20 protein-coding genes and 1 pseudogene are annotated in these 23,809 nt (G+C 72.7%); 11 read left to right on the forward strand and 10 right to left on the reverse strand.

The features are described 5' to 3' along the window. Positions 1-3: 3 nt before the first annotated feature. Positions 4-2,094, forward strand: coding sequence for a 3-hydroxyacyl-CoA dehydrogenase NAD-binding domain-containing protein (locus Athai_RS17035; protein WP_239157420.1), 2,091 nt, complete (start codon positions 4-6; stop codon positions 2,092-2,094). Here Athai_RS17035 and Athai_RS17040 read toward each other — a convergent pair. From Athai_RS17040 to Athai_RS17055, 4 genes are all read right to left on the reverse strand, one after another. Continuing rightward, positions 2,031-2,873, reverse strand: a complete 843-nt coding sequence (locus Athai_RS17040) for a hypothetical protein (RefSeq protein ID WP_203962394.1) — start codon at positions 2,871-2,873, stop codon at positions 2,031-2,033. The genes Athai_RS17035 and Athai_RS17040 overlap by 64 nt on opposite strands. A 113-nt stretch (positions 2,874-2,986) precedes the next feature. After that, positions 2,987-4,450, reverse strand: coding sequence for an Hsp70 family protein (locus tag Athai_RS17045; protein ID WP_203962395.1), 1,464 nt, complete (start codon positions 4,448-4,450; stop codon positions 2,987-2,989). 102 nt (positions 4,451-4,552) lie between these two features. Further along, positions 4,553-5,095: a PadR family transcriptional regulator gene (locus Athai_RS17050; RefSeq protein ID WP_203962396.1), complete on the reverse strand. Its 543-nt coding sequence runs from the start codon at positions 5,093-5,095 to the stop codon at positions 4,553-4,555. 123 nt (positions 5,096-5,218) lie between these two features. Further along, positions 5,219-6,718, reverse strand: a complete 1,500-nt coding sequence (locus Athai_RS17055; RefSeq protein ID WP_203962397.1) for a M1 family metallopeptidase — start codon at positions 6,716-6,718, stop codon at positions 5,219-5,221. 222 nt (positions 6,719-6,940) lie between these two features. Between Athai_RS17055 and Athai_RS17060 the strand changes: the two genes are divergently transcribed. Together Athai_RS17060 and Athai_RS17065 are read left to right on the forward strand one after the other, a co-directional pair. Then, the gene (locus Athai_RS17060) at positions 6,941-8,533 is read left to right on the forward strand and encodes an MFS transporter (RefSeq protein WP_203962398.1); all 1,593 of its coding nucleotides are present in this window, start codon (positions 6,941-6,943) and stop codon (positions 8,531-8,533) included. 5 nt (positions 8,534-8,538) lie between these two features. Then, complete coding sequence (locus Athai_RS17065) at positions 8,539-9,171, forward strand: TetR/AcrR family transcriptional regulator (RefSeq protein ID WP_203962399.1); 633 nt, start codon at positions 8,539-8,541, stop codon at positions 9,169-9,171. Here Athai_RS17065 and Athai_RS17070 read toward each other — a convergent pair. Continuing rightward, complete coding sequence (locus Athai_RS17070; RefSeq protein WP_203962400.1) at positions 9,161-10,159, reverse strand: NADP-dependent oxidoreductase; 999 nt, start codon at positions 10,157-10,159, stop codon at positions 9,161-9,163. The genes Athai_RS17065 and Athai_RS17070 overlap by 11 nt on opposite strands. Before the next feature lie 98 nt (positions 10,160-10,257). On the opposite strand from Athai_RS17070, the gene Athai_RS17075 reads away from it, so the two are divergent. Continuing rightward, complete coding sequence (locus tag Athai_RS17075; protein WP_203962401.1) at positions 10,258-10,884, forward strand: TetR/AcrR family transcriptional regulator; 627 nt, start codon at positions 10,258-10,260, stop codon at positions 10,882-10,884. A gap of 62 nt (positions 10,885-10,946) precedes the next feature. On the opposite strand, the gene Athai_RS17080 is transcribed toward Athai_RS17075, so the two are convergent. Beyond that, positions 10,947-11,933, reverse strand: coding sequence for an aldo/keto reductase (locus Athai_RS17080; protein WP_239156999.1), 987 nt, complete (start codon positions 11,931-11,933; stop codon positions 10,947-10,949). A gap of 159 nt (positions 11,934-12,092) precedes the next feature. On the opposite strand from Athai_RS17080, the gene Athai_RS17085 reads away from it, so the two are divergent. Beyond that, on the forward strand, positions 12,093-13,055 hold the full coding sequence (locus tag Athai_RS17085; protein WP_203962402.1) for a helix-turn-helix domain-containing protein: 963 nt from the start codon (positions 12,093-12,095) through the stop codon (positions 13,053-13,055). Positions 13,056-13,086: 31 nt separating this feature from the next. Here the strand turns inward: Athai_RS17085 and Athai_RS17090 are convergent, their stop codons facing one another. Continuing rightward, a complete protein-coding gene (locus tag Athai_RS17090) occupies positions 13,087-13,482 on the reverse strand; it encodes a VOC family protein (protein ID WP_203962403.1) in 396 nt (131 codons plus the stop codon). Positions 13,483-13,702: 220 nt separating this feature from the next. On the opposite strand from Athai_RS17090, the gene Athai_RS17095 reads away from it, so the two are divergent. Next, a complete protein-coding gene (locus Athai_RS17095) occupies positions 13,703-14,668 on the forward strand; it encodes a MerR family transcriptional regulator (RefSeq protein WP_239157000.1) in 966 nt (321 codons plus the stop codon). 98 nt (positions 14,669-14,766) lie between these two features. Continuing rightward, positions 14,767-15,324, forward strand: coding sequence for a hypothetical protein (locus Athai_RS17100; protein ID WP_203962404.1), 558 nt, complete (start codon positions 14,767-14,769; stop codon positions 15,322-15,324). A 31-nt stretch (positions 15,325-15,355) separates the two neighbouring features. Here Athai_RS17100 and Athai_RS17105 read toward each other — a convergent pair whose 3' ends face one another. The 3 genes and pseudogenes from Athai_RS17105 to Athai_RS17115 form a co-directional block, all read right to left on the reverse strand. Then, positions 15,356-16,648 (reverse strand): sensor histidine kinase, encoded by a 1,293-nt coding sequence (locus Athai_RS17105; RefSeq protein ID WP_203962405.1) that lies wholly within the window; start codon positions 16,646-16,648, stop codon positions 15,356-15,358. After that, a pseudogene (locus Athai_RS17110) lies at positions 16,645-17,306 on the reverse strand (response regulator transcription factor). Before Athai_RS17110 ends, Athai_RS17105 begins: the two are co-directional and overlap by 4 nt. Before the next feature lie 188 nt (positions 17,307-17,494). Beyond that, positions 17,495-19,186, reverse strand: coding sequence for a hypothetical protein (locus Athai_RS17115; protein WP_203962406.1), 1,692 nt, complete (start codon positions 19,184-19,186; stop codon positions 17,495-17,497). Positions 19,187-19,450: 264 nt separating this feature from the next. Between Athai_RS17115 and Athai_RS17120 the strand changes: the two genes are divergently transcribed. The 4 genes from Athai_RS17120 to Athai_RS17135 are packed head-to-tail and all read left to right on the forward strand — an operon-like array spanning position 19,451 to position 23,806. Further along, on the forward strand, positions 19,451-21,397 hold the full coding sequence (locus tag Athai_RS17120; protein ID WP_203962407.1) for a glycosyltransferase family 39 protein: 1,947 nt from the start codon (positions 19,451-19,453) through the stop codon (positions 21,395-21,397). A gap of 13 nt (positions 21,398-21,410) precedes the next feature. Beyond that, on the forward strand, positions 21,411-21,839 hold the full coding sequence (locus Athai_RS17125; protein WP_203962408.1) for a glycosyltransferase family protein: 429 nt from the start codon (positions 21,411-21,413) through the stop codon (positions 21,837-21,839). Next, complete coding sequence (locus Athai_RS17130; RefSeq protein ID WP_203962409.1) at positions 21,793-22,728, forward strand: glycosyltransferase; 936 nt, start codon at positions 21,793-21,795, stop codon at positions 22,726-22,728. Before Athai_RS17125 ends, Athai_RS17130 begins: the two co-directional genes overlap by 47 nt. Then, positions 22,721-23,806, forward strand: a complete 1,086-nt coding sequence (locus tag Athai_RS17135; protein ID WP_203962410.1) for a glycoside hydrolase family 26 protein — start codon at positions 22,721-22,723, stop codon at positions 23,804-23,806. Before Athai_RS17130 ends, Athai_RS17135 begins: the two co-directional genes overlap by 8 nt. Positions 23,807-23,809: the final 3 nt, after the last annotated feature.

Here is a 23,809-nt window from a genome sequence, read left to right on the forward strand (position 1 = left end):
GACATTCCGGTGTTCGACAACGAGGTCGTGACCTCGGCACACGTGCGCTACGTCCCGGTGCCGGCGCTGTCCGGCGAGGCCGCGCTGATCACCCTGGACAACGGGTTCGACCACAAGAAGCCGACCTCGCTCGGCCCGGCCGGCCTGGCGAACCTGAACGCCGCGATGGACGAGATCGAGGCGCACTCCCCTGCGGTGCGGCTGATCGCGGTGACCGGCAAGCCGTTCATCTTCTGCGTCGGCGCCGACGTGACCGGCATGCACCTGCTGCGCGACCGCGAGCAGGCGAAGCTGATCACCAACTACGGGCACCGGGTGTTCGCCCGGTTCCGCGACTCGCAGATCCCGACCTTCGCGTTCGTCAACGGTGCCACCATGGGCGGCGGGCTGGAGCTCGCGCTGCACTGCGACTACCGCACCCTGTCGGCTTCGGTACCGGCGATCGCCTTCCCGGAGTGCTTCCTCGGCATCGTGCCGGCCTGGGGCGGCACCCAGCTGCTGCCGAACCTGATCGGCGCCGACAACGCGGTCAAGGTGATCATCGAGAACCCGCTCAACCAGAACAAGATGCTGCGCGCCAAGCAGGCGTACCAGCTGGGCATCGCGGACGTGCTGCTGGAGCCGGCCGACTTCCTCGAGCGCTCGCTCGCCTGGGCCACCTCGGTGGTCGCCGGTGAGACGAAGGTGCAGCGGCCGGAGGTCGAGCGCGGCGAGGCGTGGGCGGCGGCGCTGGCCAAGGGCCGGGCGATCGCGGATGCGCGGCTGCACGGCGGCGCGCCCGCGCCGTACCGGGCGCTTTCGCTGATGGCGAAGGCGGAGACGGCGCCGTTCGCCGAGGGCACCGCCGCCGAGGACGAGACCAACGCCGACCTGCTGATGAGCGAGGAGTTCCGCGCCGGGCTGTACTCGTTCGATCTGGTGCAGCGCCGCGCGAAGCGGCCGGCCGGCGCGCCGGACAAGTCGCTCGCCCGCCCGGTGACCAAGGTCGGCGTGCTCGGCGCCGGACTGATGGCGAGCCAGCTCGCGCTGCTGTTCGCCCGCCGGCTGGAGGTGCCGGTGGTGCTCACCGACCTCGACCAGTCCCGGGTCGACAAGGGCGTGGCGTACGTGCACACCGAGGTCGACAAGCTGCTCGGCAAGGGCCGGATCAGCGCCGACAAGGCCAACCGGCTGAAGGCGTCGGTGACCGGCTCGATCGACAAGTCGGTGTTCGCCGACGCGGACTTCCTGATCGAGGCCGTGTTCGAGGACATGGCGGTGAAGAAGGCGCTGTTCGCCGAGATCGAGCCGATCGTGCCGGCCGAGGCGATCCTCGCCACGAACACCTCGTCGCTGTCGATCACCGAGATGGCGGCCGATCTGCAGCACCCGGAACGGGTGGTCGGCTTCCACTTCTTCAACCCGGTCGCGGTGCTGCCGCTGCTGGAGATCGTCCGCGGCGAGGCGACCGACGATGCGACGCTCGCGACCGCGTTCGCGGTCAGCAAGCAGCTGAAGAAGAACTCGGTGCTGTGCACCGACTCGCCGGCGTTCGTGGTGAACCGGCTGCTCACCCGGTTCCTCGGCGAGGTGTTCTCCACCGTCGACGAGGGCACCCCGGTCGAGGTGGCCGACCAGGCGCTGGAGCCGCTCGGGCTGCCGATGAGCCCGTTCGTGCTGCTGCAGTTCGTCGGGATGCCGGTGGCGCACCACGTGTCCGAGACGCTGCACGCGGCGTACCCGGACCGGTTCAAGGTGTCGGACAACCTGGCCCGGCTGATCGAGGCCGGCAAGCCCGGCGTGTACGTGTGGGACGAGAAGGGCCGGCAGTCGGTCGACCCCGATCTCGCCGGCCTGCTCAAGGTCGGTGACACCGTGCTGACCGCCGAGCAGGTACGCGACCGGGCCCTGTCCGCGCTCGCCCAGGAGGCGCGGCTGATGCTGGACGAGGGTGTCGTCGCGGAGGCGGCCGACCTCGACCTGTGCATGATCCTCGGTGCCGGCTGGCCGTTCCACCTCGGCGGCATCACGCCGTACCTGGACCGCACCGGCTACAGCGAGAAGGTCACCGGCCAGCGGTTCCTGCCCAAGGGCGTGGCCAGCCTGCCCGCCTGAGACCCGCAGCAGCCGCGGCCCCGGTCGGTACGCCGACCGGGGCCGCGCCGCGTTCCCACCCGCCGACGGGAGGTGCGCTCCTTCGCTCGCGGCGGTTGCCCATTCCGATCCCGCCGACGCGGCGTTGCCCGTCCGCGTCCGCGAACGCCGTTGCGCACCAGGCGCTTCGGTTGCTCACCCGGCGGTGCGACCGGCCATTCCGCGATGCAGCAGCGCGAGCGCGCCGACGCTCGCCGCCCCGCACGCCAGCGCGAGCAGTGCCGGCTGCCACAGGTCGTGCGGGACCAACCCGAGCGCGCCGAAGGCGAGCACGTTACCCAGCGTGGCACCGGTCCCCCACCGAAGAGCACCAACGCGACGACACCGACGCCCACCTGCACCCGGTTGGCCGGCGGACCGCAGCGCCGGCGCCAGTCACGCACCAGCAAGGCGGCCGCGACCACCATCAGCGCCACCGGGACCACGAGACCGAACCAGCGCAGCCAGTACAGACCGCTGCTGTACTGGGAGACCATGCACATGATCGTCGAGGTGAGGGTCGGCAGGACCAGCCACCAGGCGGCGGACCACCACATCGCCCGCACACCATGCGACCGCGTTTCGGCCAGTACCGGCGCCCGGCGGGCCAGCCGAGCGAAGACGACGCTGAGCACCAGCGCCGGCAGGCAGAACGTCAGCGCCGCCACTACCAGGTCTTCGCCGTAGCCGTACCCGGTGTACAGCCACCAGAACTCGTGACCCATCGCGAGGGCCGTCGTGGTACCGAACAACGACAGCATCCCGACGCTGGTGGCCGCAACGGCACGACGGCGGTGGCCGTCGCCGTCGGCGGGCCGGGCCGGCCACGGCTGCGCCAGCAGCCATCCCGCGGTCGTCACCAGGGCGAGCGTGGTCACGAAGCCGACGAGTATGCCCGGGAGCGCGGCGAGGTGGATGGCCAGTGCCCAGCCGGCGAGACTCGCCAGGAGTGCGCCGGCGAACAGCGCGATCGACGGTGCCATGGAGGGGTGAACACCGGCGTTGGCAGGCTCGCGCACCCTTTCTTGGACGTGTGGGTTGCCAGCAGCCAGCAATCCGACGACGGCCGGGCCGGCGTCGTCGACCGATGGCCCGGCGGCGGGGGCAGAGCGCTCACCGGAGTCGCCGCCGACCCGGCGGTTCCAGCTGCCCCGCTCGGCACCAGCTGCCTGTTCGTCGCCGGGCCGGCGGCAACGGTACCGGAGTCGGCGGGTGGGCCGGATGTCACGCGGGCGGCGGTCGGGTCGGAGCTCGCCCGGGCGGCGGCGGTGCGGAGGGCGCCTTCGGCGACGACGGTCTCGGGCTGGTCGAGGGCGTCGGGCGCCACCCGGGTGGCGCGGTGCACGGTGGTGGCGGCGAGCGGTACCCGGGACGAGCCGCCGACCAGGAAGATACCGGCCAGCTCGGCGGTCCCGATGCCGACCCGCTCGATCAACTGGGCGGTCAGCTCGGCGGCCCGGGCGAGCTTCGGGCCGGCGGCGGCCTCGAACTCCTCCCGGCTGATCTGCACGTCACGGTCGAGCAGCGGCACGAACAGGCCGGCGGCGCTGCGCCGGGACAGCATCTCCTTGGCCGCCCGGGCGTCGTCCCACAGGGTTCGGAACGCGCGCCGGTCGGCGGCGGTCTCGGGTGCGGTCAGCCGCCGCCAGGCGTCCGGATCGGCGTCCGCGACGGCGGCACCGACCTGCCGCACCACCACCTCGTCCAGGTCCAGCCCGCCGAACGAGCCGAGCCCGTCCACGTCGACCACCTCGTAACCGTCCGCGGTACGGCGTACCGCGGAGACGTCGAACGTGCCCGCACCCAGGTCGTACACCACGAGCTGCTGACCGGGGCCGAGCCGGTGCCCGAGTACCGAGGTGAAGTACGCCGCGGCGGCCACCGGCTCGGGCACCAGCCGGGGCGCGGGCAGCCCGGCCAGGGAGGCCGCGTCGTGCAGCACCCCGCGGCGCGGTGCCGCCCAGGCCGCCGGGTAGGTGAGGACCACGCTGTCGGGCGCCGCGCCGACCGAGCGCCTCGCCTCGGCGGCCACCAGCCGCAGCGTCGCCGCGACCGCCTCGGCCACCGGCACCTCGACGCCGCCGAGCAGCAGCGCGTCGTCGCCGGCGCGGCTCTTCGGGTATGGCTCGTAGCTGGCCGGGTCGAGCCGGGCGCTGTGCACCGCGTCGCGGCCGGCGAGCAGCGCACCGTCGGCGTCCCGGTGCACCGCGGAGGGCAGCAGCGGGGAGCCGTCGAACAGCACCGGGCGTACCCTGCCGTCCGGCCAGCGCAGCACCGCGACCGTGTTGGAGGTCCCGTAGTCGATGCCCAGCGCGACGCCGGCCGGTGGATCTTGCATGGCCCGGAGTGTAGGCCGGTGGGGAAAGCCGCCGTGCCCACCGGCCGCCCGATCGTCCTGTGTGGACGGATGGCGGGGCCGATCGGCGCCCCCGTCGCCCGATCAGCCCCGCAGCTTGGTGACCAGCCAGCGCAGCCAGTCCAGGACGTTGCGCTCCGAGCCGATGCCGTTGAGCACCGTGGCGTAGTCCACGAACCGGGTGCTGCGCGGATCCGTCGGGGTGCCGTCCGCCTCGAACTCGGCCTGGACCGCGAGGTAGTGCGCGAGCGACGCCTCCCGGCGTTCGATCTCGGCGGTGAGCATGTCGCGCATCGTGTCCGGGTCGGCGAGCCAGCCGTTGTACACCCGCAGCAGCAGCTCGTCGTGCGGCTGCGGGGTCGGTAGCGGGCTCGCCGCCCACTCGGCGAGGGCGGCCCGGCCGGCCGCGGTGGCCGAGTAGAGCTTCTTGTCGTGCGGACCGGGGCCCGGCTCGGTGCGGTACTCGGCCCAGCCGGCTTCGACCAGCTTGCGCAGCGTGCCGTGGATCTGCGCGTGGCCGGCGTTCCAGAAGAAGCCGATCGGCTCCCGCATCAGCTGTGCCACCCGGTAGCCGCTGAGCGGGCGGCGGGCGAGCAGACCGAGGATCGCGAATCCCAGCGTGTTCACCCGCCACATCCTGCCTGCTTGCTCGACCGGCCGTGCCAGCTACCGCTCCCGGCCGGCGATTCGGGCTGCCGGCCGGGTCAGCGCCTGGTGCTGTCGGCCCGGCCGGCGAATCATGCGGTCGGCTCAGCCGACCGGGTCGGTGCGCCAGTCCGGGTGTCCGGGCATCGGCGGGGTGTGCGTGCCGTACAACCAGGCGGTGAGGAAACCGTGCAGGTCGCGGTGTGCGACCGAACTCGCCAGCGCGACGAACTGCCCGGTGGTGCCGCTGCCGCCGGCGAACCTGGCGGCCCAGGCCCGCTCGATCGCGGTGAACCGCGCGGCGCCGACCTTCTCCCGCAGCGCGTAGAGCACCAGCGCCCCGCCGTCGTACACGCCCTCGTTGAACAGGTCGTCGGCGGACGGCCGGGCGACGGGCCCGTACCGGTCGCGCCAGGTGTCACCGTGGGTGTACGCGGTGTGCATCCGGTCCACGAAGCTCGCGTACCCCTGCCGGTCGGCCCAGCTGGCCTCGTAGTAGCTCGCGTGTCCCTCGTTGAGCCACACGTCCGACCAGCGCGCCGGCGCCACCAAGTCGCCGTACCACTGGTGCGCGAGTTCGTGCGCGAGCACCGGGGACCAGTACGACCGGGGCAGCGCGGTGAACATGCCGGCGGAGGTCAGCGTCAGCGTCTGGCACTCCAGCGCGAACCGGAAGTTCGCCGGCGCCGCGAGCACGCCGTAGGTGGCGAACGGGTAGCTGCCGGCCTGCCGGCGCATCCAGGCCAGCTGCGGCCCGGTCACCGCCAGGTCCGGGCCGAGCGTGCCGGCCATCGAGGTCGGTACCACGTTGCGGATCGTGGTGTGGTCCGGCCCGGCACTGGTCTGCACGGTGTAGTGGCCGACGGCGACCTGCACCAGCTCGGTGGCCATCGGTACCCGCTGCCGGTAGGTCCAGGTGGTCTCGCCGGCGTGCTCGGCGCGTCCGGTGAACGCGCCGTTGGCGACGGCGGTCAGCCCGTCCGGCACGGTCACCCGGAACGTGTAGCTCGCCTTGTCGCTGGGGTGGTCGCTGCCGGGGAACACCGACCGGGCGCAGCTGGGCTGGCCGGCGGTGACGAACCCGTCGCTGGTGGGCAGCCAGCCCGAGGTGATCGGGCTGTTGGCCGGGGCGCAGTGGTGGGTGCCGGCCGGGTCGGCCCGGTAGTCGACGGCGACCCGGAAGCGCGCGCCGCGAGGCACCGGGCGGGCCGGGGTGACGACCAGCTCGTCGCCGTCCCGGCGGTAGTCGGCCGCACGGCCGTCGACCGTCAGGCCGGTCACCGTGTTGCCGTCGAAGTCCAGGTCGAACCGGGACAGCGCCTGCGTGGCGCGGGCGGACACGGTGGTCCGGGCGGTCACCGTACGGTCGTCCGGCCGGTAGCGCATCGCGAGCTCGTAGTGGGTGACGTCGAAGCCGCCGTTGCCCTCGTCCGGGAACAGCGGGTCGCCGATGCCGGCGGCGCCCGGTGTCGGCCCGCCCGGAGCGCCGGCGCGGGCCGGCGGCGCGGCGCTCGCCGGTGTCACCGCCACCACCAGCGCGGCGGCCACCAGCACCGCGGCGTGTCCGGTACCGCGACGCCATCGGCTCGGTCTGTCGGCGGTCATGGGCTCCCCCTCGTGGCTGGCCGACCCGGTGTCGCACCTCGCGACCGGATCAGCATGGTCCGGCGCAACCTGGTATGTCAATGCCGACATAGTCGCCCGGCATCGGCCGATCGGCTATTCCCGGCACGCCGATGGTGTGGGTTACGAGACAAACCAGTTTCGAAATCCGGGCCGGCGGCCTAATTTCGTTACGACACAGTCTCGTATCTGAATCGGAGTGACATGGACGCGGCCGAGAACAGTGGGCATCCCCGCCGCTGGCTGATCCTCGGGGTCATGGTCGTCAGCCTGCTGGTGGTCGTCCTCGACAACACGGTCCTGAACGTGGCGATGAAGGTCATCGCCGATCCGAAGGCCGGCCTGGGCGCCTCCCAGAGCCAGCTGGAATGGGCCATCAACGCTTACACCCTCGTCTTCGCCGGGCTGCTGTTCAGCTTCGGCATCCTCGGCGACCGGCACGGCCGGCGCCGGATCCTCATCGCCGGCCTGGTGGTGTTCGGCCTCGCGTCGCTGGTCTCCGCGTACGCGACCTCGCCGGGCGCGCTGATCGCCGCCCGAGCGCTGATGGGCCTCGGTGGCGCCGCCGTGATGCCGGCGACGCTGTCGATCATCTCCAACGTGTTCGACCCGCGGGAACGGGCCCGCGCCATCGGCATCTGGGGCGGCTCGGTCGGCCTCGCCATCGCCATCGGCCCGATCCTGGGCGGCTTCCTGCTGGAGCACTTCTGGTGGGGCTCGGTCTTCCTGATCAACGTACCGATCGTGGCCATCGGCCTGATCGCGATCGTGGCGCTGGTGCCCGAGTCGCGTAACCCGAACCCGGGCAAGATCGACATCGTCGGCGTCCTGCTGTCCATCGCCGGCCTGGTCGCACTCGTGTACGGGGTCGTGCACGGCGGCGATCACGGCGACTGGGGCAGCCCCACCGTCTGGGGCCCGCTCGCCGCCGGCGTGCTGATCCTCACCGGGTTCGTCGCCTACGAGCGGCGCAGCAGCCACCCGGCGCTGGACGTCACGCTGTTCCGCGACCCGCGGTTCTCCGCCGCGGTCGGCGCCACCGGCCTGATGTTCTTCGCCGCCATGGGCACGTTCTTCTTCTCGGTGTTCTACATCCAGAACGTGCGAGGCTTCAGCCCGTTGGAGGCCGGCCTGCTGATGCTGCCGTTCGCCGCCGCCCAGGTGGTGTTCGCCCCGCTGAGCTCCCGGCTGGTCGCCCAGCGCGGGGCGAAGCTGGTGTGCACCGTCGGCATGGTGCTGGTGGCGTTCTCGCTGGCCGGGTTCACCCAGCTCGGCGCGGACACCCCGCTGTGGGTACTGGAGGTGCTGTTCTTCGTCCAGGGCGTCGGGATGGCGAACGTGACCCCGCCGGCCACCGAGGCGATCATGTCGGTACTGCCGCGGGAACGGGCCGGCGTCGGTTCGGCGATCGGCAACACCGTCCGGCAGGTCGGCGGCGCGCTCGGCGTTGCCGTTCTCGGATCGGTCCTGGCATCGGTCTACCGCGGCCAGATCACCCCGCACCTGACCGGGCTGCCGGACGCCGCTCGGGCCACCGCGGCCGAGTCGCTGCCGGCCACCGACGGTGTCGCCGCCGCGATGGGCCCGGCCGGGCAGTCGCTGATCGAACCGGCCAACCAGGCGTTCCTGTCCGCCATGCACGCCGCCGCGGCCGGCTCGGCGATCGTCGCGGTACTCGGTGCCGCGGTGGTACTGCGCTGGCTGCCCGGACGCTACACCGCCCAGCACCGGCAGGTGCCGGCGCAGCGGTCGGCACCCGACCGGGTGGCCGAGACGGTGGGTAGCCGGCGAGAATAGTTGTCGTGAGCACGCGCGAGAGCACCGCTGCGCGGCCGCCGGGGCGGCCGCGCAGCGCCCGCGTCGACGAGGCGATCGTCGACGCGGTGCTCGATCTCATCGCCGAGGGCACCACCGTCGAGGCGCTGTCGATGGATGCGGTCGCGGCTCGTGCCGGCGTCGGGAAGGCCACCGTCTACCGCCGCTGGGCGAACAAGGAGGCGCTGGTCTCCGACGCCGTCGTGGCACTCAAGGGCGATGTCCCGACACCCCGGGGCGAATCGGTCCGGGCCGACCTGATCGCGCTGCTCACCCTGGTCGGCCGGGCGAACAACCGGGCCGGCCAGATCATGCCGTGCCTGATGCCCGAGATCAAACGCAACCCGGCCCTCTACCAGCGGTACATGGACTGGATGGAGAAGCGCCGCGAGGTCATCCGGGACGTGCTGCGCCGCGGCGTCGGCACCGGCGAGCTCGACCCCGACCTGGACATCGAGCTGGCGCTGGCGGCGCTGACCGGCCCGATGACGCTGCAGAGCGCGTTTCGCTGGCATCCGCACCTGCCCAAGGAGCGGCTCGCCGAGCGGCTGGTCGACATGATGCTCGCCGGCATCGCCGGCCCCGCGGCACCGGCCGCCCCCGGCCCGGCTACGGCGTGACGACGAACTTGCCGCGTACGTGCCGGTCCACCAGGTCCGCGTAGCCGACCGGCGCCCGGTCGAGCCGGTACCGACGGCCGATCGTGTCGGGCAGCAACCCGTCCAGTGCGGACCGGGCGAGCAGCGCCAGGTCGCCCGGCCCGGCCGTGGCGTACACCGTGGCCAGGGTGAGGCCGGCGGCGAACAGGGCCGGGTCGGGGCTCGGGAACGCGGCACTCAGCAGCCGGCCACCGGGTCGCAGCACCCGGCTCGCCGCAACCAGCGCCGGCCCCGGTAGGGCGAGGTTGACCAGCGTGTCGATCCCGTCGGGGTACCGGCGGAGCGTCTCGGCGACAGGATCGACGGCACGGTGATCGACGACCTCCGCGGCACCGAGCCCGCGGAGGTACCGCTCGTCGGCGGGGATCCCGGTGGCGATCACCTGCGCACCGGCCGCGGCCAGCAGCGGCACCGCGGCACCACCCACTCCCCCGGCCGCGCCGAGCACCAGCACCGTCGCGCCGTCCGCATCGGCGGGTGGCAGCGCCCGGGTCAGGGCGAGCGCGGTCAGGCCGGCGATAGGGAGGGAGGCGGCGCGCGCCGGGTCGAGGCCGACCGGACGCCGGGTGATCGCCGGGGTGTCAGCCTCGAACACCGCGTACTCGGCCATCGTGCCGGTGGTCAGCGACGGCGGGTCGGACAGCATCGAGGCCATGCGGCCGGTCGCACGTGGCAGCGCCACGCCGAACACCTCGTCGCCCGGGTGGTAGCCGCCGACTCCGGCGCCGAGTTCGGTGACCGTACCGGCGAAGTCGCTGCCCGGCACGTGCGGGAAGGTCAGCGGGGTGAGGTCGCGCAGCACGCCGCTGAGGGTGCGCAGATCGGCCGGGTTGAGGGCGGTCGCCCGGATGCGTACCTGCAGCTGCCCCGGCCCGGGCCGGGGCTCCGGCACCTCCTCGACCGCCAGCACTTCCGGTCCGCCGTAGCCGCGGGCCACCACCGCTCGCATCACATGCCCCCAGGGAAAAGTTGACCGGGTGGTCATTTTGACCTGGCGACGGTAGCACAGAAAATGACCGTACGGTCAAGTTGGGTTAGGGTGGCCCCATGCCCCGCGCCGACGCCTCCCGCAACCGACGAGCCCTGCTCGACGCCGCCTCGGCGGAGCTCGCCGCGCACGGCCTGGACGCCTCGATCGCCCGCATCGCGGCCCGCGCCGGGGTCGCCAAGGGCACCGTGTTCAACCACTTCCCCAGCAAGGAGGACCTGGTTGCGGAGATCTTCGAGGACCGGGTCGCCGGCCTCGTCGCGGCCGGCGAGCGGCTGCGCGACGCGGCCGACCCGGTCGAGGCGCTGCTGCGGTTCATGACCGCCGGCATCGAGCTGCACACGCGGGACCGGTCGTTCTGCCAGGCCGCCGGGGCGATCCCGCGCGCCGACCCGCGGGTACGCGCGGCGAGCGAGCGGCTCGCCCGAACCGCCGAGGAGCTGACCGGCCGCGCCCGGGACAGCGGCGCTGTCCGGCCCGACATCACCGGGCACGACGTCGTGCTGCTCTTCACCGCCGCCGCGCAGGCCGCCACGCCGCTCGGAGACACCGTGCCCGACCTGTGGCGGCGCTACCTGCACCTGATCTTCGACGGGCTCCGGGCCGACGGCGCGCACCCGCTGCCGGTGCCCGCCCCCACGACGGCCCAGTTCACCGCTGCCGCCCGGGCCACGCCCGCCGGCTGACCGGCTCGCGGCCGCCGGACGCCCGGCGGCCAGATCCGGCCACACCGGAAGGTGCCGCCGGCTCAGCCCTGGTGCGGCATGCCCGACGCCAGGTAGCGGTCGCCGGTCGCCTTCCCGTCGAACGCTCCGGTCAACGCGGACAGCTCGGCGTCGGTCAGTCGCAGCTGCGCGGCGGCGATGTTGTCGTGCAGGTACTTCGACCGCTTCGTACCGGGGATCGCGACGACGTTGTCGCCCTGGGCCAGCACCCAGGCCAGGGCCACCTGCGCCGAGGTGGCGTCGTGCGCCTGCGCGACCCGGCGTACCTCGGCGAGCAGCGGCAGGTTCGCATCCAGTGCACCGTCGGCGAACCGCGGGTTGCTGCGCCGGAAGTCGTCCGGTGCCAGGGTGTCCAGCCCGGCGATGGCGCCGGTCAGGAACCCGCGGCCGAGCGGCGAGTACGCCACCACCGTGGTACCCAGCTCGCGGGCGGCGTCCAGCAGCCCGTTGTGCCGGATGTCCTGGCTCCACAGCGACAGCTCCATCTGGGCCGCCGCGATCGGATGCACCGCGTTCGCCCGGCGCAGCATGCCGGCGCTGATCTCGGACAGGCCCAGCTGACCGATCTTGCCCGCGGCGACCAGCTCGGCCATCGCACCGACGGTGTCCTCGATCGGCGTCACCCCGTCCCACCGGTGCATGTAGTACAGGTCGATCCGGTCCACGCCGAGCCGCTGCAACGAGGCGTCCACGGCGCGCCGCAGGTACGCCGGGGTCGAGTCGATGCGGCGGGAGTCCCCCTCCCGGACGATCGCGAACTTGGTGGCGAGCACCGCGTCCTCGCGGCGTTCGGTGAGAACCCGGCCGATCAGGCGCTCGTTGTGCCCGTTGCCGTACATGTCCGCGGTGTCCAGCAACCGCACGCCGGCGTCCAGCGCCTCGTGCAGCACCTGCTCGGACGCCGCGTCGTCGCCCTGCCCGTAGAACTCGCTCATCCCCATGCAGCCGAGCCCGACCACCGGGATCCGCGGGCCGTCGGTACCGAGCTGACGGGTCGGTTGTGCAGTCACGTCGGAGCTTCCTTCCTCGCTGTCGCGGCGAGTGCCGCGGCCTGGTCCCACTCTGCGCCGGTACCCGGCCGGGTGGCAGGGCGGGCCGTAGCGGGCAACGGCGTTCCTGGGTGTGGCAGGGTCACCCACCGGCGCGGCGGTACTGCCAGACTGGTCGGCATGGCAGCAGACAACCGTCGTAGCGAGCCCGACCGCGTCGGGCTGGGCGAGTTCCTGCGGGCCCGCCGGGCCCGGGTGACCCCGGCCGACGTCGGGCTCGCACCCGGCCCCGGCCTGCGCCGCACACCCGGACTCCGGCGGGAGGAACTGGCCGCGGTGGCCGGCGTCAGCGTCGACTACTACATCCGGCTGGAGCAAGGCAAGGAGATCCGGCCCAGCGCCGCGGTACTGGACGCGCTGGCGCGCGCGCTGCGGCTGGACCCGGACGCGCAGGCGCACCTGCGCGCGCTCGCCGACCGGGCCGCCCGGCACTCGTCGGCGCCGCGGCCGACCCCGGTGCGTACCGTCCGGCCGGTGCTGCGGCGGATGCTGACCAGCCTGCTGCCCGCCCCCGCGTACGTGCTGAGCCGCACCAGCGACGTGCTCGCCGCGAACCCGCCGGGGCTGCGCCTGTTCGCCGGGCTGGACGAGTGGCCCGCCGAGCGGCGCAACACGGTCCGGTACCTGTTCCTGCACCCGGCGGCGCGGTCGCTGTTCCCGCAGTGGGAGCGGGTCGCCGCGGAGAGCGTCGCGCACCTGCGCACCGTCGCCGGCACCGACCCGGACGCGCCGGACCTGACCGCGCTGGTCGGCGAGCTGGTGGTCAAGTCGGACGAGTTCGCCACCATGTGGCGCCGCTACGACGTGCGGGTCAAGGCCACCGGCCGCAAGGAGTACGAGCATCCCGACGTCGGCCGCTTCGGCCTCGACTACGAGGTGCTCTCCCCCGCCCGCGCGGACGGCCAGCGACTCGTCGCGTACCAGGCGGAGCCCGGCACGCCGGACCACGACGCGATGCTGTTGCTGGCGCTCGCCGCCGACGCCGCCGGGCCGGACGCGCCGAGCGGCGAGCGGCGGGCGGCCCCGATGCAGCCGCCGACCGCCGCGACGCCGGACCCCGCCGGCCGGCGCGCCGACGACTGATCGCCGGCGCCCCGACCGACGGGCCGGTGGCTCAGTCCCGGGGCGTCGCGGCCACCTCGGCCGCGGAACGCTCCACGCAGAACTCGTTGCCCTCCGGATCGGCCAGCACCACGAAACCGCGGCCGTCCTCCCTGCGGTGGTCGGCGAACAGGGTGGCGCCGAGCGCGAGCGCCCGGTCCACCTCCTGGTCCCGGGTGCGGCCACCGCCGGGCTGCAGGTCCAGGTGCACGCGGTTCTTGATGGTCTTGCTCTCCGGCACCGTGACGAACAGGATCGCCGGGCCGCCGTCCGGCGCCTCGACCAGCGCCTCCGGGTCCCCGGGGAGGTCCTCGACGCTCATCGGCCGGCCCAGCAGCTGGGACCAGAACCTGGCCAGCTGGTACGGGTCCGCCGCGTCGACGGTGATGTGACGTACTACGGGGTGCATCCACAAGCTCCTTGCTTGGCTGCGCTTCCTGCCTCGATGCCGGGAAGCGCGGTTCGAAGACTCGACACGCTCACCACACCTCCTCTCGTCGGGGCCGGGCGCAACCGCGCCGGGCCTGCGCCACTGTCTACCCGATGCACCCCGTCCCCACCAGCGGATTCACCGCGACGAACGGGTCACACTTGAGTCTCCACCGACGGGAGAGGGCACGGTCGATCTCGTGAGCGAGCACGAGCGGTCGCGGGCCGGCGCGCCGACGCTGTCCATCGGGACGCTGTCCCGGCGCACCGGGCTGCCGGTCAAGACCATCCGGTACTACTCCGACCTCGGCCTGCTGCCGGTCGCCGGGCGCAGCAGCGCCGGGTACCGCCGGTACGACGAGGCCGCGGCGGCCCGGTTGGCGCTGATCCGGACCCTGCGCGAGCTGGGGCTGGGCCTCGCGCCGATCCGCCGGGTACTGGACCGGCAGGCCGCGCTCGCCGACGTCGCCGCGGCGCACGCGGACGCGCTCGAGCGGCAGATCCGGATCCTCCGGCTGCACCGCTCGGTGCTGCGCGCGCTCGCGGCCCGGGAACCCGATCTCACGGAGGTGGAACGAATGAACGACATCGCCCGCGCGTCGGCCGCGGAGCGGCACCGGATCCAGGAGGAGTTCCTGGACCACGTGTTCGCCGGGCTGCGGGTGAACCCGCAGTTCGAACGGATGATGCGGCAGGCCCGACCGGAGCTGCCGGACGATCCGACGCCGGAACAGCTCGACGCCTGGATCGAGCTGGCGGACCTGCTGTCCGACAACGACTTCCGGGCCCGGATCCGGCAGATGGCCGAGCAGCACGCGGCCGACGAGCAGCTGGTCGCGGGCCGGCGGGACGCCCGGTCCTCGGCGGAGGTCGCCGAGCGGGTCGCCGAGCTGGCGGGCGCCGCACTCGACGCCGGTGTCGACCCGGCGTCGGCCGCGGCGGCGCCGGTGGTGACCGAGCTGGTCGGCGTGTTCGCCGCGCACGACGACCGGACCGACACCCCGGAGTACCGGGAGTGGATCCGCACCTCGATCGGCGGCGGTGCGGACGCCCGCGCCGAGCGGTACTGGCAGCTGCTCGCGGTCATCAACGGCTGGCCGTCGGCGCCGACCCGGGTACCGGCCTGGCAGTGGTTCGCCGCCGCACTCGCCGTGCACACCGAATGATCTGGTGGGATCCGTTGCTACACCACGGATCCCACTCGCGCTGCCGGCGCTGCGACGGCCGACCACACCCGGCTGCGGGGTTTCGCTATCGTGGCCGGATGCCCAACTCCGCGTCACGCTTCGCGCAGGCCGACGTCCGTCGACCCGGTACGGTCCTCGTTATCCTGGTCGCCGCCGTCCTCGCGGGGGCGGCCGGGCTCGCGGTCCTGGCCAGCTACCCGGTCGCCCGGTCCGCGATCGGCACGATCGTGGTCGGCCCGAACTCCCACAATCCCCGGCTCGATCTGCGGGACGCGGCGATCATCACCGCCGTGTTCGGCGCGGTCACCCTGCTGGTCGCGGCGGCCTCGCTGTGGCTGCTGCTGCGGCCGCGACGCAACGCCAAGACCTGGCTGGTGCTCGGTTGGGTGGTGGCCGCCTGCGGCCAGCTGCTCGGCATCGCCGGCGGCTCCGGCGACAACTGGCACAACCTGCTGCCCGCCTACTACCCGCCCCTGCAGTACGGCACCGGGATGGGCGTGGTCGGCGTCGCGGTGCTGGTGATCGTGCTGCTGGCGCTGCGCCCGACCACCGCATACCTGGACGCGGCGATCCCGGCCACCGCGGGCGCCGACCAGCAGGTCTTCGACCTCAAACGGGTCAGCCGCAAGGGCTAGGTGCGTTTCGGAGTCCCGCGGGACCGTTCGTTCAGGGCAGGTCGGTGGTGGCCGGCGGCGGGACCGCCGCGACGGCGCCGCGGGCCACCGGGGTGACTCCCGCGGCGGGCATCGTGCAGGTGACCTCCAGGCCACCGCCGGACAGCGCGCGGGCGCTCACCGAGCCGCCGTGCGCGTCGATGACCGCCCGCACGATCGACAGCCCCAGGCCGGACCCGCGGGTGCCGGTGCGTTCCCGGCCGCCCCGGCGAAACGGCTCGAACAGTGCCGGCACCTCGCCCGGATCCAGTTCGCCACCCGAGTTGCCCACCACCAGGTAGGCGTGCTCGGCGTCGGTCGAGGTGCGTACCCACAGCGTGCCGCCGGAGTGGTTGTAGCGCACCGCGTTCTCGATCAGGTTGCCGGCCAGCCGCTCCAGCAGGCTCGGGTCACCGACCACCGGTGCCGGTGGGGTGGCGACCGACAGCGACAGCTCCATCCGCGCCACGTCCGGCCGTACCGCCGAGAGCGCCACCGCGACCCCGGCGGCGAGGTCCGCCGGCACCTTGCGCACCAGCCGGCGGCCGGCCTGCGCCTCCGTGCGCGCCAGCAGCAGCAGCGACTCGACCAGCGAGTTGGCCCGCTCGGAAGCCTCCCGCACCACCCGGCCCATCCGGCGCAGTTCCTCGGCGTCCGATGCCGGATCGGCCAGCACCACGTCGACCTCGGTACGCATCACCGCGAGCGGCGTCCGCAGCTCGTGGCTGGCGTTGGCGACGAACCGGCGCTGGGAGGCGAACGCGTCGGTGATCCGGTCCAGCATCGCGTCGAACGTGTTCGCCAGCTCGCGGATCTCGTCGTCCGGGCCGGCGTAGCGGATCCGCTGGTCCATCGTCTCGGTGGACAGCCGCCGCGCGGCCTGGGTGACCCGGGTCAGCGGTCGCAGCGCCCGCCCGGTGACGATGTAGCCGCCGATCACCCCCGCCGAGCTGATCACCACCAGCGCGGCCAGTCCCTTGAACACCACCTCCAGCTCGGTGTCGTGCGCGAGCCGGGCCTGATAACGCTTCGCGTCGACGACCTGGCCGTCGGCCAGCGTCACCTGGGATCCGGGCTGCAACTGCTGGGCCGGTACCAGCGCCTGGCGGACCAGTAGCAGCGACAGCCCGAGCAGCAGCGCACCGGCGCCGACCAGCAGCACACCGTTGAGCAGGGTGAGGCGCAGCCGCAGCGTCGGGCGGGGCGAGTTGGCCCGGACCCGCCGGTACAGCCGGCCGCGCAGTCCGGGAGGCGGCGCGACGGTCTCGCCGTTGGCGGGGCGATCGGTACCGGGGGCGCCGGTCATGCGGCGGTGATGCGGTAGCCGGCACCCACCACTGTCTCGATCAGCGGCGGATCGCCCAGCTTGCGACGCAGCGTCATCACGGTGACCCGGACCGTGGTGGTGAACGGGTCGGCGTTGGCGTCCCAGACCCGCTCCAGCAGTTCCTCGCTGGACACCACGCCGCCGCGCGCCTTGATCAGTTCCTCCAGCACGCCGAACTCCTTGCGGGTCAGGTCCAGCATCCGGCCGTCGCGCCGCGCACCGCGCTTCGCCGGATCGAGTTCGACGTCGGCGACCCGCAGCACCGGGGCGCCGCCGGCGTCGCCCGCCGGCCCAGTGCCCGGACCCGGGCGACCAGCTCGTCGAACGCGAACGGCTTCGCCAGGTAGTCGTCGGCGCCGAGGTCGAGACCCTCCACCCGCTCCGCGACGCTGCCGGAGGCGGTGAGCATCAGCACCCGGGTGAGCAGCCCGGCCCGCACCAGATCGATGCAGATCTCGTCGCCGTGCACGCCGGGCAGGTCGCGGTCCAGCACCACCACGTCGTAGCGGGTGGTGAGCGCCATCTCGTGGCCGTTGGTGCCGTCGTAGGCGGTGTCCACCGCCATGCCTTCGCGGCGCAGCCCGCGGGCGACGGCGTCGGCCAGCGCCCGCTCGTCCTCGATCACCAGGACCCGCACCGGCAGCGCCTCCCCTCGACCACGTCGGGTGACCGGCCCTGTCGTGTCGGGCCGGCCTGGTGCATCATCCCCGGTCGTCCCGGCACGGAGCAAGCCAGGCGAACGGCGCAATCGGAGCGGTACGCCCCGGCCCGGCAGCGGCGCCGGGGCCGGGACGCCGGGTCAGCGCGACGGCCGGGTGGCGGTACTCACTGGGTGGCGTCGCGAACACTGTTCGCGACCTTCTGCACGTCCCCCTTCGCGGCGGCCGGCGCGGTGAACCGCAGTACCACCTGGCGGTCCATCGGGCCGCCCGGCTTGCTGTGCCAGTACCGCACGAGGACCAGGCCGTAGCCGACGCGGTGGCTGGTCTCGGGCGGGGTGAAGTTCTCCGCCTGGGCCCACGAGGAGTTGCCGCCGTCCCGCTCCCAGCGCAGGCCGAACGCCTCCTCCTGCTCGCGCATGTGGATCTTCTTGGCCGCGTCGCACGGTTCACCGCAGGTACGCACGATCACGTCACCGCTGGCCTTGCTCTTCGAACCGACGCAGTGGTAGTTGACGTAGCTGGTCGACTGGTCCTTCTTGGTGCAGGTCCAGTCGGCCGGCGCGACGAAGTCGAACCCCAACCCGGCCAGCCCGGACATCGGCTTGGTCTTGTCGCCGGAGCCGAACTTGGCGAACGAGGACGGCCAGGACGCGTCCTTCGGCGGTTCCTTGCCCGGGTGCTGGGGCGTGCTCGGCGCCGACTTCTGCGTCCGCGGGGTCGGCTGGCCCTGCGGCGCCGTGCTCTTGCCGCCGGTCGGCTTGGCGCTCGCCGACTGCTTGGTCTGCGGGGTACCGCTGCCGCGGGTGAAGTAGACGGCGGCGCCGATGCCGCCGCCGAGCACCACGACGATCAGGATCACCAACCCGACGAGCAACCCGGTGCGGCGCGGCTTCTCCTCCGGCTCGGCGGACAGCGGCGGGTACTGCTGCGGCGGTTGCGCACCGAACTGGTCCTGCTGCTGCGGTTGCTGCTGGGCCGCGAACGGCGTGGCCTGCTGCGCGAACGGCTCCGGCTGCTGGGCCGCGAACGGCTCCGGCTGCTGGCCGGCGAACCCGGACTGCTGCTGGCCCTGCGGGGCGAACGGGTCGGGCGCCGGGGCGGCCTGCTGGCCGCCGGCGTTGAACGGGTCGACCGGTTCGAACGGGTTCGGCGCGCTCGCCGTGCCGAACCCGGCCGGCTCGTCGGCACCGAACTGGCCGGCCCCGGTGCCGAGCTGATCGGCCGGACCGGGCGGCTGCTGGGCGCCCTGCGGCGGCACGGAACCGTTGGCGTCCGGCCGGATCATCGCGGTCGCCGGCTCCTCGTCCGCACCGGTCGAGGGCGGTAACCCGGAGCCTATCGGCGCGCCGGAGGCGGGCATCCCGGAGACCGGCGTCGGCTGTCCCGGTACCGGTGGCGTCGGCCCGGGCGGCCCCGACATCGGCTGACCCGGCACGGACTGACCCGACACCGGCTGACCAGAGACCGGCTGAGCAGAAACCGGCCGACCCGGCATCGGCTGACCAGAGACCGGCTGGCCGGGCTGGTGCTGGGCGGCGGGTGCGGAGACCGGCTGGCACGGCGCGCCCATCGCGGCGAACACGTTCGCGGCGCTGGCGCCGCCGTCGTCGGGGAACGCCACCCACGGCTGCTGGCCCACGAGGTCGGCCGCCACCGGGCCGCCCACCGGCGCCGACTGGCGCACCTGTTCGACCGTGGCGCTGAACTGCCAACGGCTCTGCGGGTCGACCGCCGCCTGGCCTTCGAGCACGGCCATGGTGACCTGGTTGCCCTGCTGGTCGACTCCGCGCCAGACCCGCCCGGCCGGGCCGGCGCCGAGCAGGTCCCGCAACGCGTACGGGCCGATTGTCTGCATCTGACTCTCTCTCTTCCACGCCGCCGTGCTCTGCGACGGATGGTATAGCTCCGGTTCATCACCGGGGTACCGGCGTGCGGTGCCGCCGGCACCCCGAGGTGAGCCGTCTCCCGGCCCGCAACGGCCGCCTCCGGGGTGTTGCCCAAGGGCGGTATCTTGGGGCACTCCACCCGCAACCCCCGTATCGGCTGCCCCCGACCGCCCGCGTGACCCGTCAGGTGCCCCTGCTTGCGATGAACCGTGACTGAACTCGACGATGCAGCAATGCCGCCCAGCCACGACGGCGGCGGCCCCACCGACCGCACGCAGGTCCGGCGCGTCCGGCGCCGGGGCGATGCCGACGAGGCGGATGCCGAGGCCGAGTCGTTCGCCGGCTGGCTGCCCGACGATCGCGCCGACGCCCGCCCCGCGGGTCGGGCCAGCGTCACCGGCGCGGCGAGGACGGAGCCGCGGCGGATCGCTCCGCCGCAGCGTGGCGAGCTCGCCGACGGCGTTCCGGCCGCTGAGCCGCACCAGGACGACGAGCCGCATCGCAGCTACCCCAAGCTATCGCGCGACGACGGCGAGCGACTGCAGGAGGTGGTCCCGCACCCGGGCCGAGCCAGCGTCCCGCGGATCGCCACCGCCCGGGTGCCGGCGGCGGAGCCGCGGCCGGTCGAACCGGACGACACGATGGACATCGTTCGCACCACCGACGCCGACCCGCGCCACGACCGGGGCACCCCGTCGAACGACAGCGCGGCACCGGTGTCGCCGGGAGCGGTCGTCGGTACCGCGGTGGTCGCGGACGGGTTCCGCGGCACGAACCGGGCGCTGACCCAGCTGGCCTGGCTGGGTTCGGCGCTGCTCACCGCGGTGATCACGATCTTCCGGGTGGACCGGCCGGGGCTGTGGGCCGACGAGCTCGCGACCTGGGGCATGACCACCGTGTCGGCCCACGAGTTGTGGCCGCTGCTGCGCTCCACCGACATGGTCAACGGCGCCTACTACGTGCTGATGTGGGGTTGGACGCATCTGCTCGGCAGCTCGGATCTGGCCCTGAGACTGCCATCCGTGATCGCGATGACACTCACCGCAGCACTGGTGGCGGCGCTCGGCTCCCGGTTCGGCGGTCCGCGCGGCGGTCTGCTCGCCGGCATGCTGTTCGCGGTGGTGCCATCGGTTTCCCGCTACGGGCAGGAGGCGCGGGTCTACGCGCTGGTGGTGCTGTTCGCCGCGTTGTCGACGCTGTTGCTGGCCCGCGCGCTGGACCGGCCCCGGTTCTCCCGCTTCCTGCCGTACGTGCTGGTCGTCGCGGTGCTCGGTGCGCTCAACGTGATCTCGATGCTGCTGCTGGTCGCGCACGGGGTGCTGGTGCTGTCGCTGCGCCGGCGCGCCTTCGGCGGCTGGTTCGCCGCGGCGGTGGTCGGCGCGGTGCCGGCCATCGTGGTGCTCGCGCTGTCGGCCGGTCAGCGCGGCCAGGTCAGCTGGATCGGGCCGTCGACGATCACCGGCCTGTCCACCCTGCCGTACAACCTGTTCGGAGCGACCGCCATCGGCGGCGCGCTGCTGGTGCTCGCCGCGCTGTCGGTGTCCTACCGGCATCCCGCCCTGGTGTACAGCGCCTGGGCGGTGCTGCCGACGGTGACGCTGTTCCTGGCCGGGCACTTCACCTCCGTGTGGCTGCCGCGGTACGTGCTGTTCACGGTGCCGGCGTGGGTGCTGCTTGCGGCCACCACCCTGGACCGCATCCCACTGGTACGAGGACTGCTCGTGGTGGCGGCGGTCGGCCTGGTGTCCCTGCCGGCGCAGATCACCATCCGCGGCGAGGCCGGGCACGAGCAGGACACCCGCAAGCTGGCCACCATCATCGCGAACAACGAGCAGCTCGGCGACGGCATCGTCTACGGCACCGACGATCCGGGCGGTGGCTGGGTGGGCCGCGACACCGTCGCGCACTACCTGAGTCCCGGCTCTCGACCGAAGGACCTGATGGTCACCCAACCGCAGCGCACCCACGGCAAGGTGCTCGCGATCGAGTGCAAGGACGCGACGAAGTGCCTGCCGGACAAGGTGACCCGGGTCTGGGTGGTGCGGCTCGGCTCGGTGTCGGACCCGTTGCGCAATCTCGGCGGCAGCAAGGAGGAGGCGCTGCGTACCGCGTTCCAGACGAGCAAGACGTGGCACCCGGCCGGCCTGACGCTGGCCCTGCTGACACGCAAGCCGTCCTGACGCCGGAGGCATCGTGCTCGCGTTCCTGCTGCAGATCTCGGAGTGGCTGCACTCCGGCCACATCTACCCGTTCGCCGTGTTCATGGCGGTCATCTGGCTGTTGTGGCTGACCAAGGCGATCCTGGCCCGGCAGTACCGGCCGTGGCAGGCCGACTGGCACACCACCACCTCGGTGGTCATCCCGGTGGTGGACGAGGAGGAAGAGCTGTTCGTGTCGGTGCTGGAACGCATCGTGGTGCAGCGCCCGACCGAAGTCATCGTGGTCATCAACGGTCCTCGCAACGAGACGCTGGAAAAGGTGTGCGAACGCGTCGGAGTAGTGTGGACATGGACCAAAACCCCGGAAAGCGCAACGCGGTCGATATCGGGGTCAGCATGGCCCGGGGGAGATCGTGGTGCTCGTCGACTCGGACACCATGTGGACCCGAGACACGCTGCGTGAGTTGGTGAAACCGTTCCGCGACCCGGAGGTCGGCGGGGTCAGCACCAGGCAGCGCATCCTCAACCCCGAGCGCGGCATGCTCACCCGCTGGGCCGACTGGCTGGAGAACATCCGCAACGAGTACTCGATGCCGGCGATGAGCGTGCTCGGCACCGTCGGGTGCCTGCCCGGCCGCACCATCGCGTTCCGCACCAAGATCCTGCGCGACAACATGGAGCGGTTCCGCACCGAGCCGTTCCTCGGTGTGTTCATCGAGGTCTCCGACGACCGCACGCTGACCAACTACACGCTGATGGACGGCTACAAGACCGTCGTGCAGTCCACCTCGCTGGTCTACACCGATGCCCCGACGAAACTGACGAAGCTGGTCAAGCAGCAGTTCCGGTGGGCCCGCGGCTCGCAGTACAACACGCTGCGGATGCTCGGCTGGATGCTGCGCAACGCGCCGGTGCTGGCCCTGTTCTACGTCGCCGACATCGTGGTGCCCTTCATCCTCATCGGCTCGTACGTGTCGTGGATCGTGTCACTGCTCGCCGGCAACAGGTCCGAGCTGTACGGGCGGCTGCCGCTGCCGGAGTCCGGCCTGCTGGCACTGTTCTCGCTGCTGGTGTTCAGCGCCATGATGACGATCATGGGGCTGGGTATCCGGTTCGGCCGGCACTTCGCGTACCGGCCGAACGACATGGCCTACCTGCCGGTCTTCATGGTGATCAACACGTTCATCCTGATGCCGGTGCGGGTCGTCGGGTTCTTCCGGCTGGCGCACAACGCATCCTGGGGCACCCGGTCCGGCGGCTTCGCCGGCAAGCGCGGGCGCAACCCGCAGGCGCTGATTCCCTATCTGCTGGGCGGTTTGCTGCTGGCCGCTACGGTGGTGAGCAGTGTCTAGGCATCGACTCATCTCCCACCGCAGCTACCGGATCTGGATGGGCGTCAACGCCGTCCTGCTGTTGCTGTTCTCCGGCGGCGTGCTCTACTTCACCGTCGGCAACGGCTTTCGCAGCACCCAGGCCGAAGCCCGCTCGATGCAGACACCGGACCCGACCGAGAGCGCGAAGCTCGCCGCGAAGATCCCCACCAAGCAGCAGGTGATGAACCCGCACGGCATCTACTTCGGGCTCTCCACCCCGCAGGCGCCGTGGTCGGACAGCGAGATCGACGACATCTCCGGGAAGGCGGGCGTGCGTCCCGACCTGCTGGAGTACTTCGTCAACTGGACCGAGGACTTCCGCCCCCAGGCGGTCGTCCAGGCGTACCGGCAGGGCGCCGTCCCGGCGATCACCTGGGAGCCGTGGGCCGGCCTGCAGAACGGCACCAGCCAGCCCGCGTACGCGCTGTCCCGGATCGTCGACGGCAAGTACGACGGCTACATCACCCGGTTCGCCACCGCGGTGCGCGACCAGCAGTGGCCGATCGTGCTGCGCTTCGGGCACGAGATGAACGGCGACTGGTACCCGTGGTCGGAGAGCAAGTCCGGCAACCACCGCGGCGAGTACGTGCCGGCCTGGCGGCACGTGCACGACATCTTCGACAAGGTCGGCGCGACCAACGTGATCTGGGTGTGGAGCCCGAACATCACCCGCCCGGTGCCCAGCGTGGCGCTCGAACCGCTGTACCCGGGCGACAAGTACGTCGACTGGGTCGGCATGGTCGGCTACGCCGCCGACGAGCAGACCACCGCGACGCAGACCTTCCAGGACACCATCAAGCAGTTCCGCACCTTCACCCACAAGCGGATCCTGATCACCGAGACCGGTGCCGGCCCCGGCAAGAACCAGTCGGCCTGGACCACCAGCCTGTTCAACTGGTTGAAGAGCCGCACCGACATCGTCGGCTTCGTCTGGTTCGAGTACGACCACGAGGCCACCGGCACCAAGGACTGGCGGTTCACCGTCAACCAGGACACGCTGGACGCGTTCCGGTCCGGCATCAAGAAGATCCGGGTCGCGCGCCCGATCGAGCGCTGACGG

It is taken from the genome of Actinocatenispora thailandica (assembly GCF_016865425.1).
Classification (GTDB): domain Bacteria; phylum Actinomycetota; class Actinomycetes; order Mycobacteriales; family Micromonosporaceae; genus Actinocatenispora; species Actinocatenispora thailandica.

Excerpts from the sequence above, each read along its gene's own strand:
- Athai_RS17040 (WP_203962394.1), bottom strand. The coding sequence starts at position 2,873 with ATGCTGTCGTTGTTCGGTACCACGACGGCCCTCGCGATGGGTCACGAG.
- Athai_RS17045 (WP_203962395.1), bottom strand. The coding sequence starts at position 4,450 with ATGCAAGATCCACCGGCCGGCGTCGCGCTGGGCATCGACTACGGGACC.
- Athai_RS17055 (WP_203962397.1), bottom strand. The coding sequence starts at position 6,718 with ATGACCGCCGACAGACCGAGCCGATGGCGTCGCGGTACCGGACACGCC.
- Athai_RS17060 (WP_203962398.1), top strand. The coding sequence starts at position 6,941 with ATGGACGCGGCCGAGAACAGTGGGCATCCCCGCCGCTGGCTGATCCTC.
- Athai_RS17070 (WP_203962400.1), bottom strand. The coding sequence starts at position 10,159 with ATGCGAGCGGTGGTGGCCCGCGGCTACGGCGGACCGGAAGTGCTGGCG.
- Athai_RS17075 (WP_203962401.1), top strand. The coding sequence starts at position 10,258 with ATGCCCCGCGCCGACGCCTCCCGCAACCGACGAGCCCTGCTCGACGCC.
- Athai_RS17085 (WP_203962402.1), top strand. The coding sequence starts at position 12,093 with ATGGCAGCAGACAACCGTCGTAGCGAGCCCGACCGCGTCGGGCTGGGC.
- Athai_RS17090 (WP_203962403.1), bottom strand. The coding sequence starts at position 13,482 with ATGCACCCCGTAGTACGTCACATCACCGTCGACGCGGCGGACCCGTAC.
- Athai_RS17100 (WP_203962404.1), top strand. The coding sequence starts at position 14,767 with ATGCCCAACTCCGCGTCACGCTTCGCGCAGGCCGACGTCCGTCGACCC.
- Athai_RS17105 (WP_203962405.1), bottom strand. The coding sequence starts at position 16,648 with ATGACCGGCGCCCCCGGTACCGATCGCCCCGCCAACGGCGAGACCGTC.
- Athai_RS17115 (WP_203962406.1), bottom strand. The coding sequence starts at position 19,186 with ATGCAGACAATCGGCCCGTACGCGTTGCGGGACCTGCTCGGCGCCGGC.
- Athai_RS17120 (WP_203962407.1), top strand. The coding sequence starts at position 19,451 with ATGCCGCCCAGCCACGACGGCGGCGGCCCCACCGACCGCACGCAGGTC.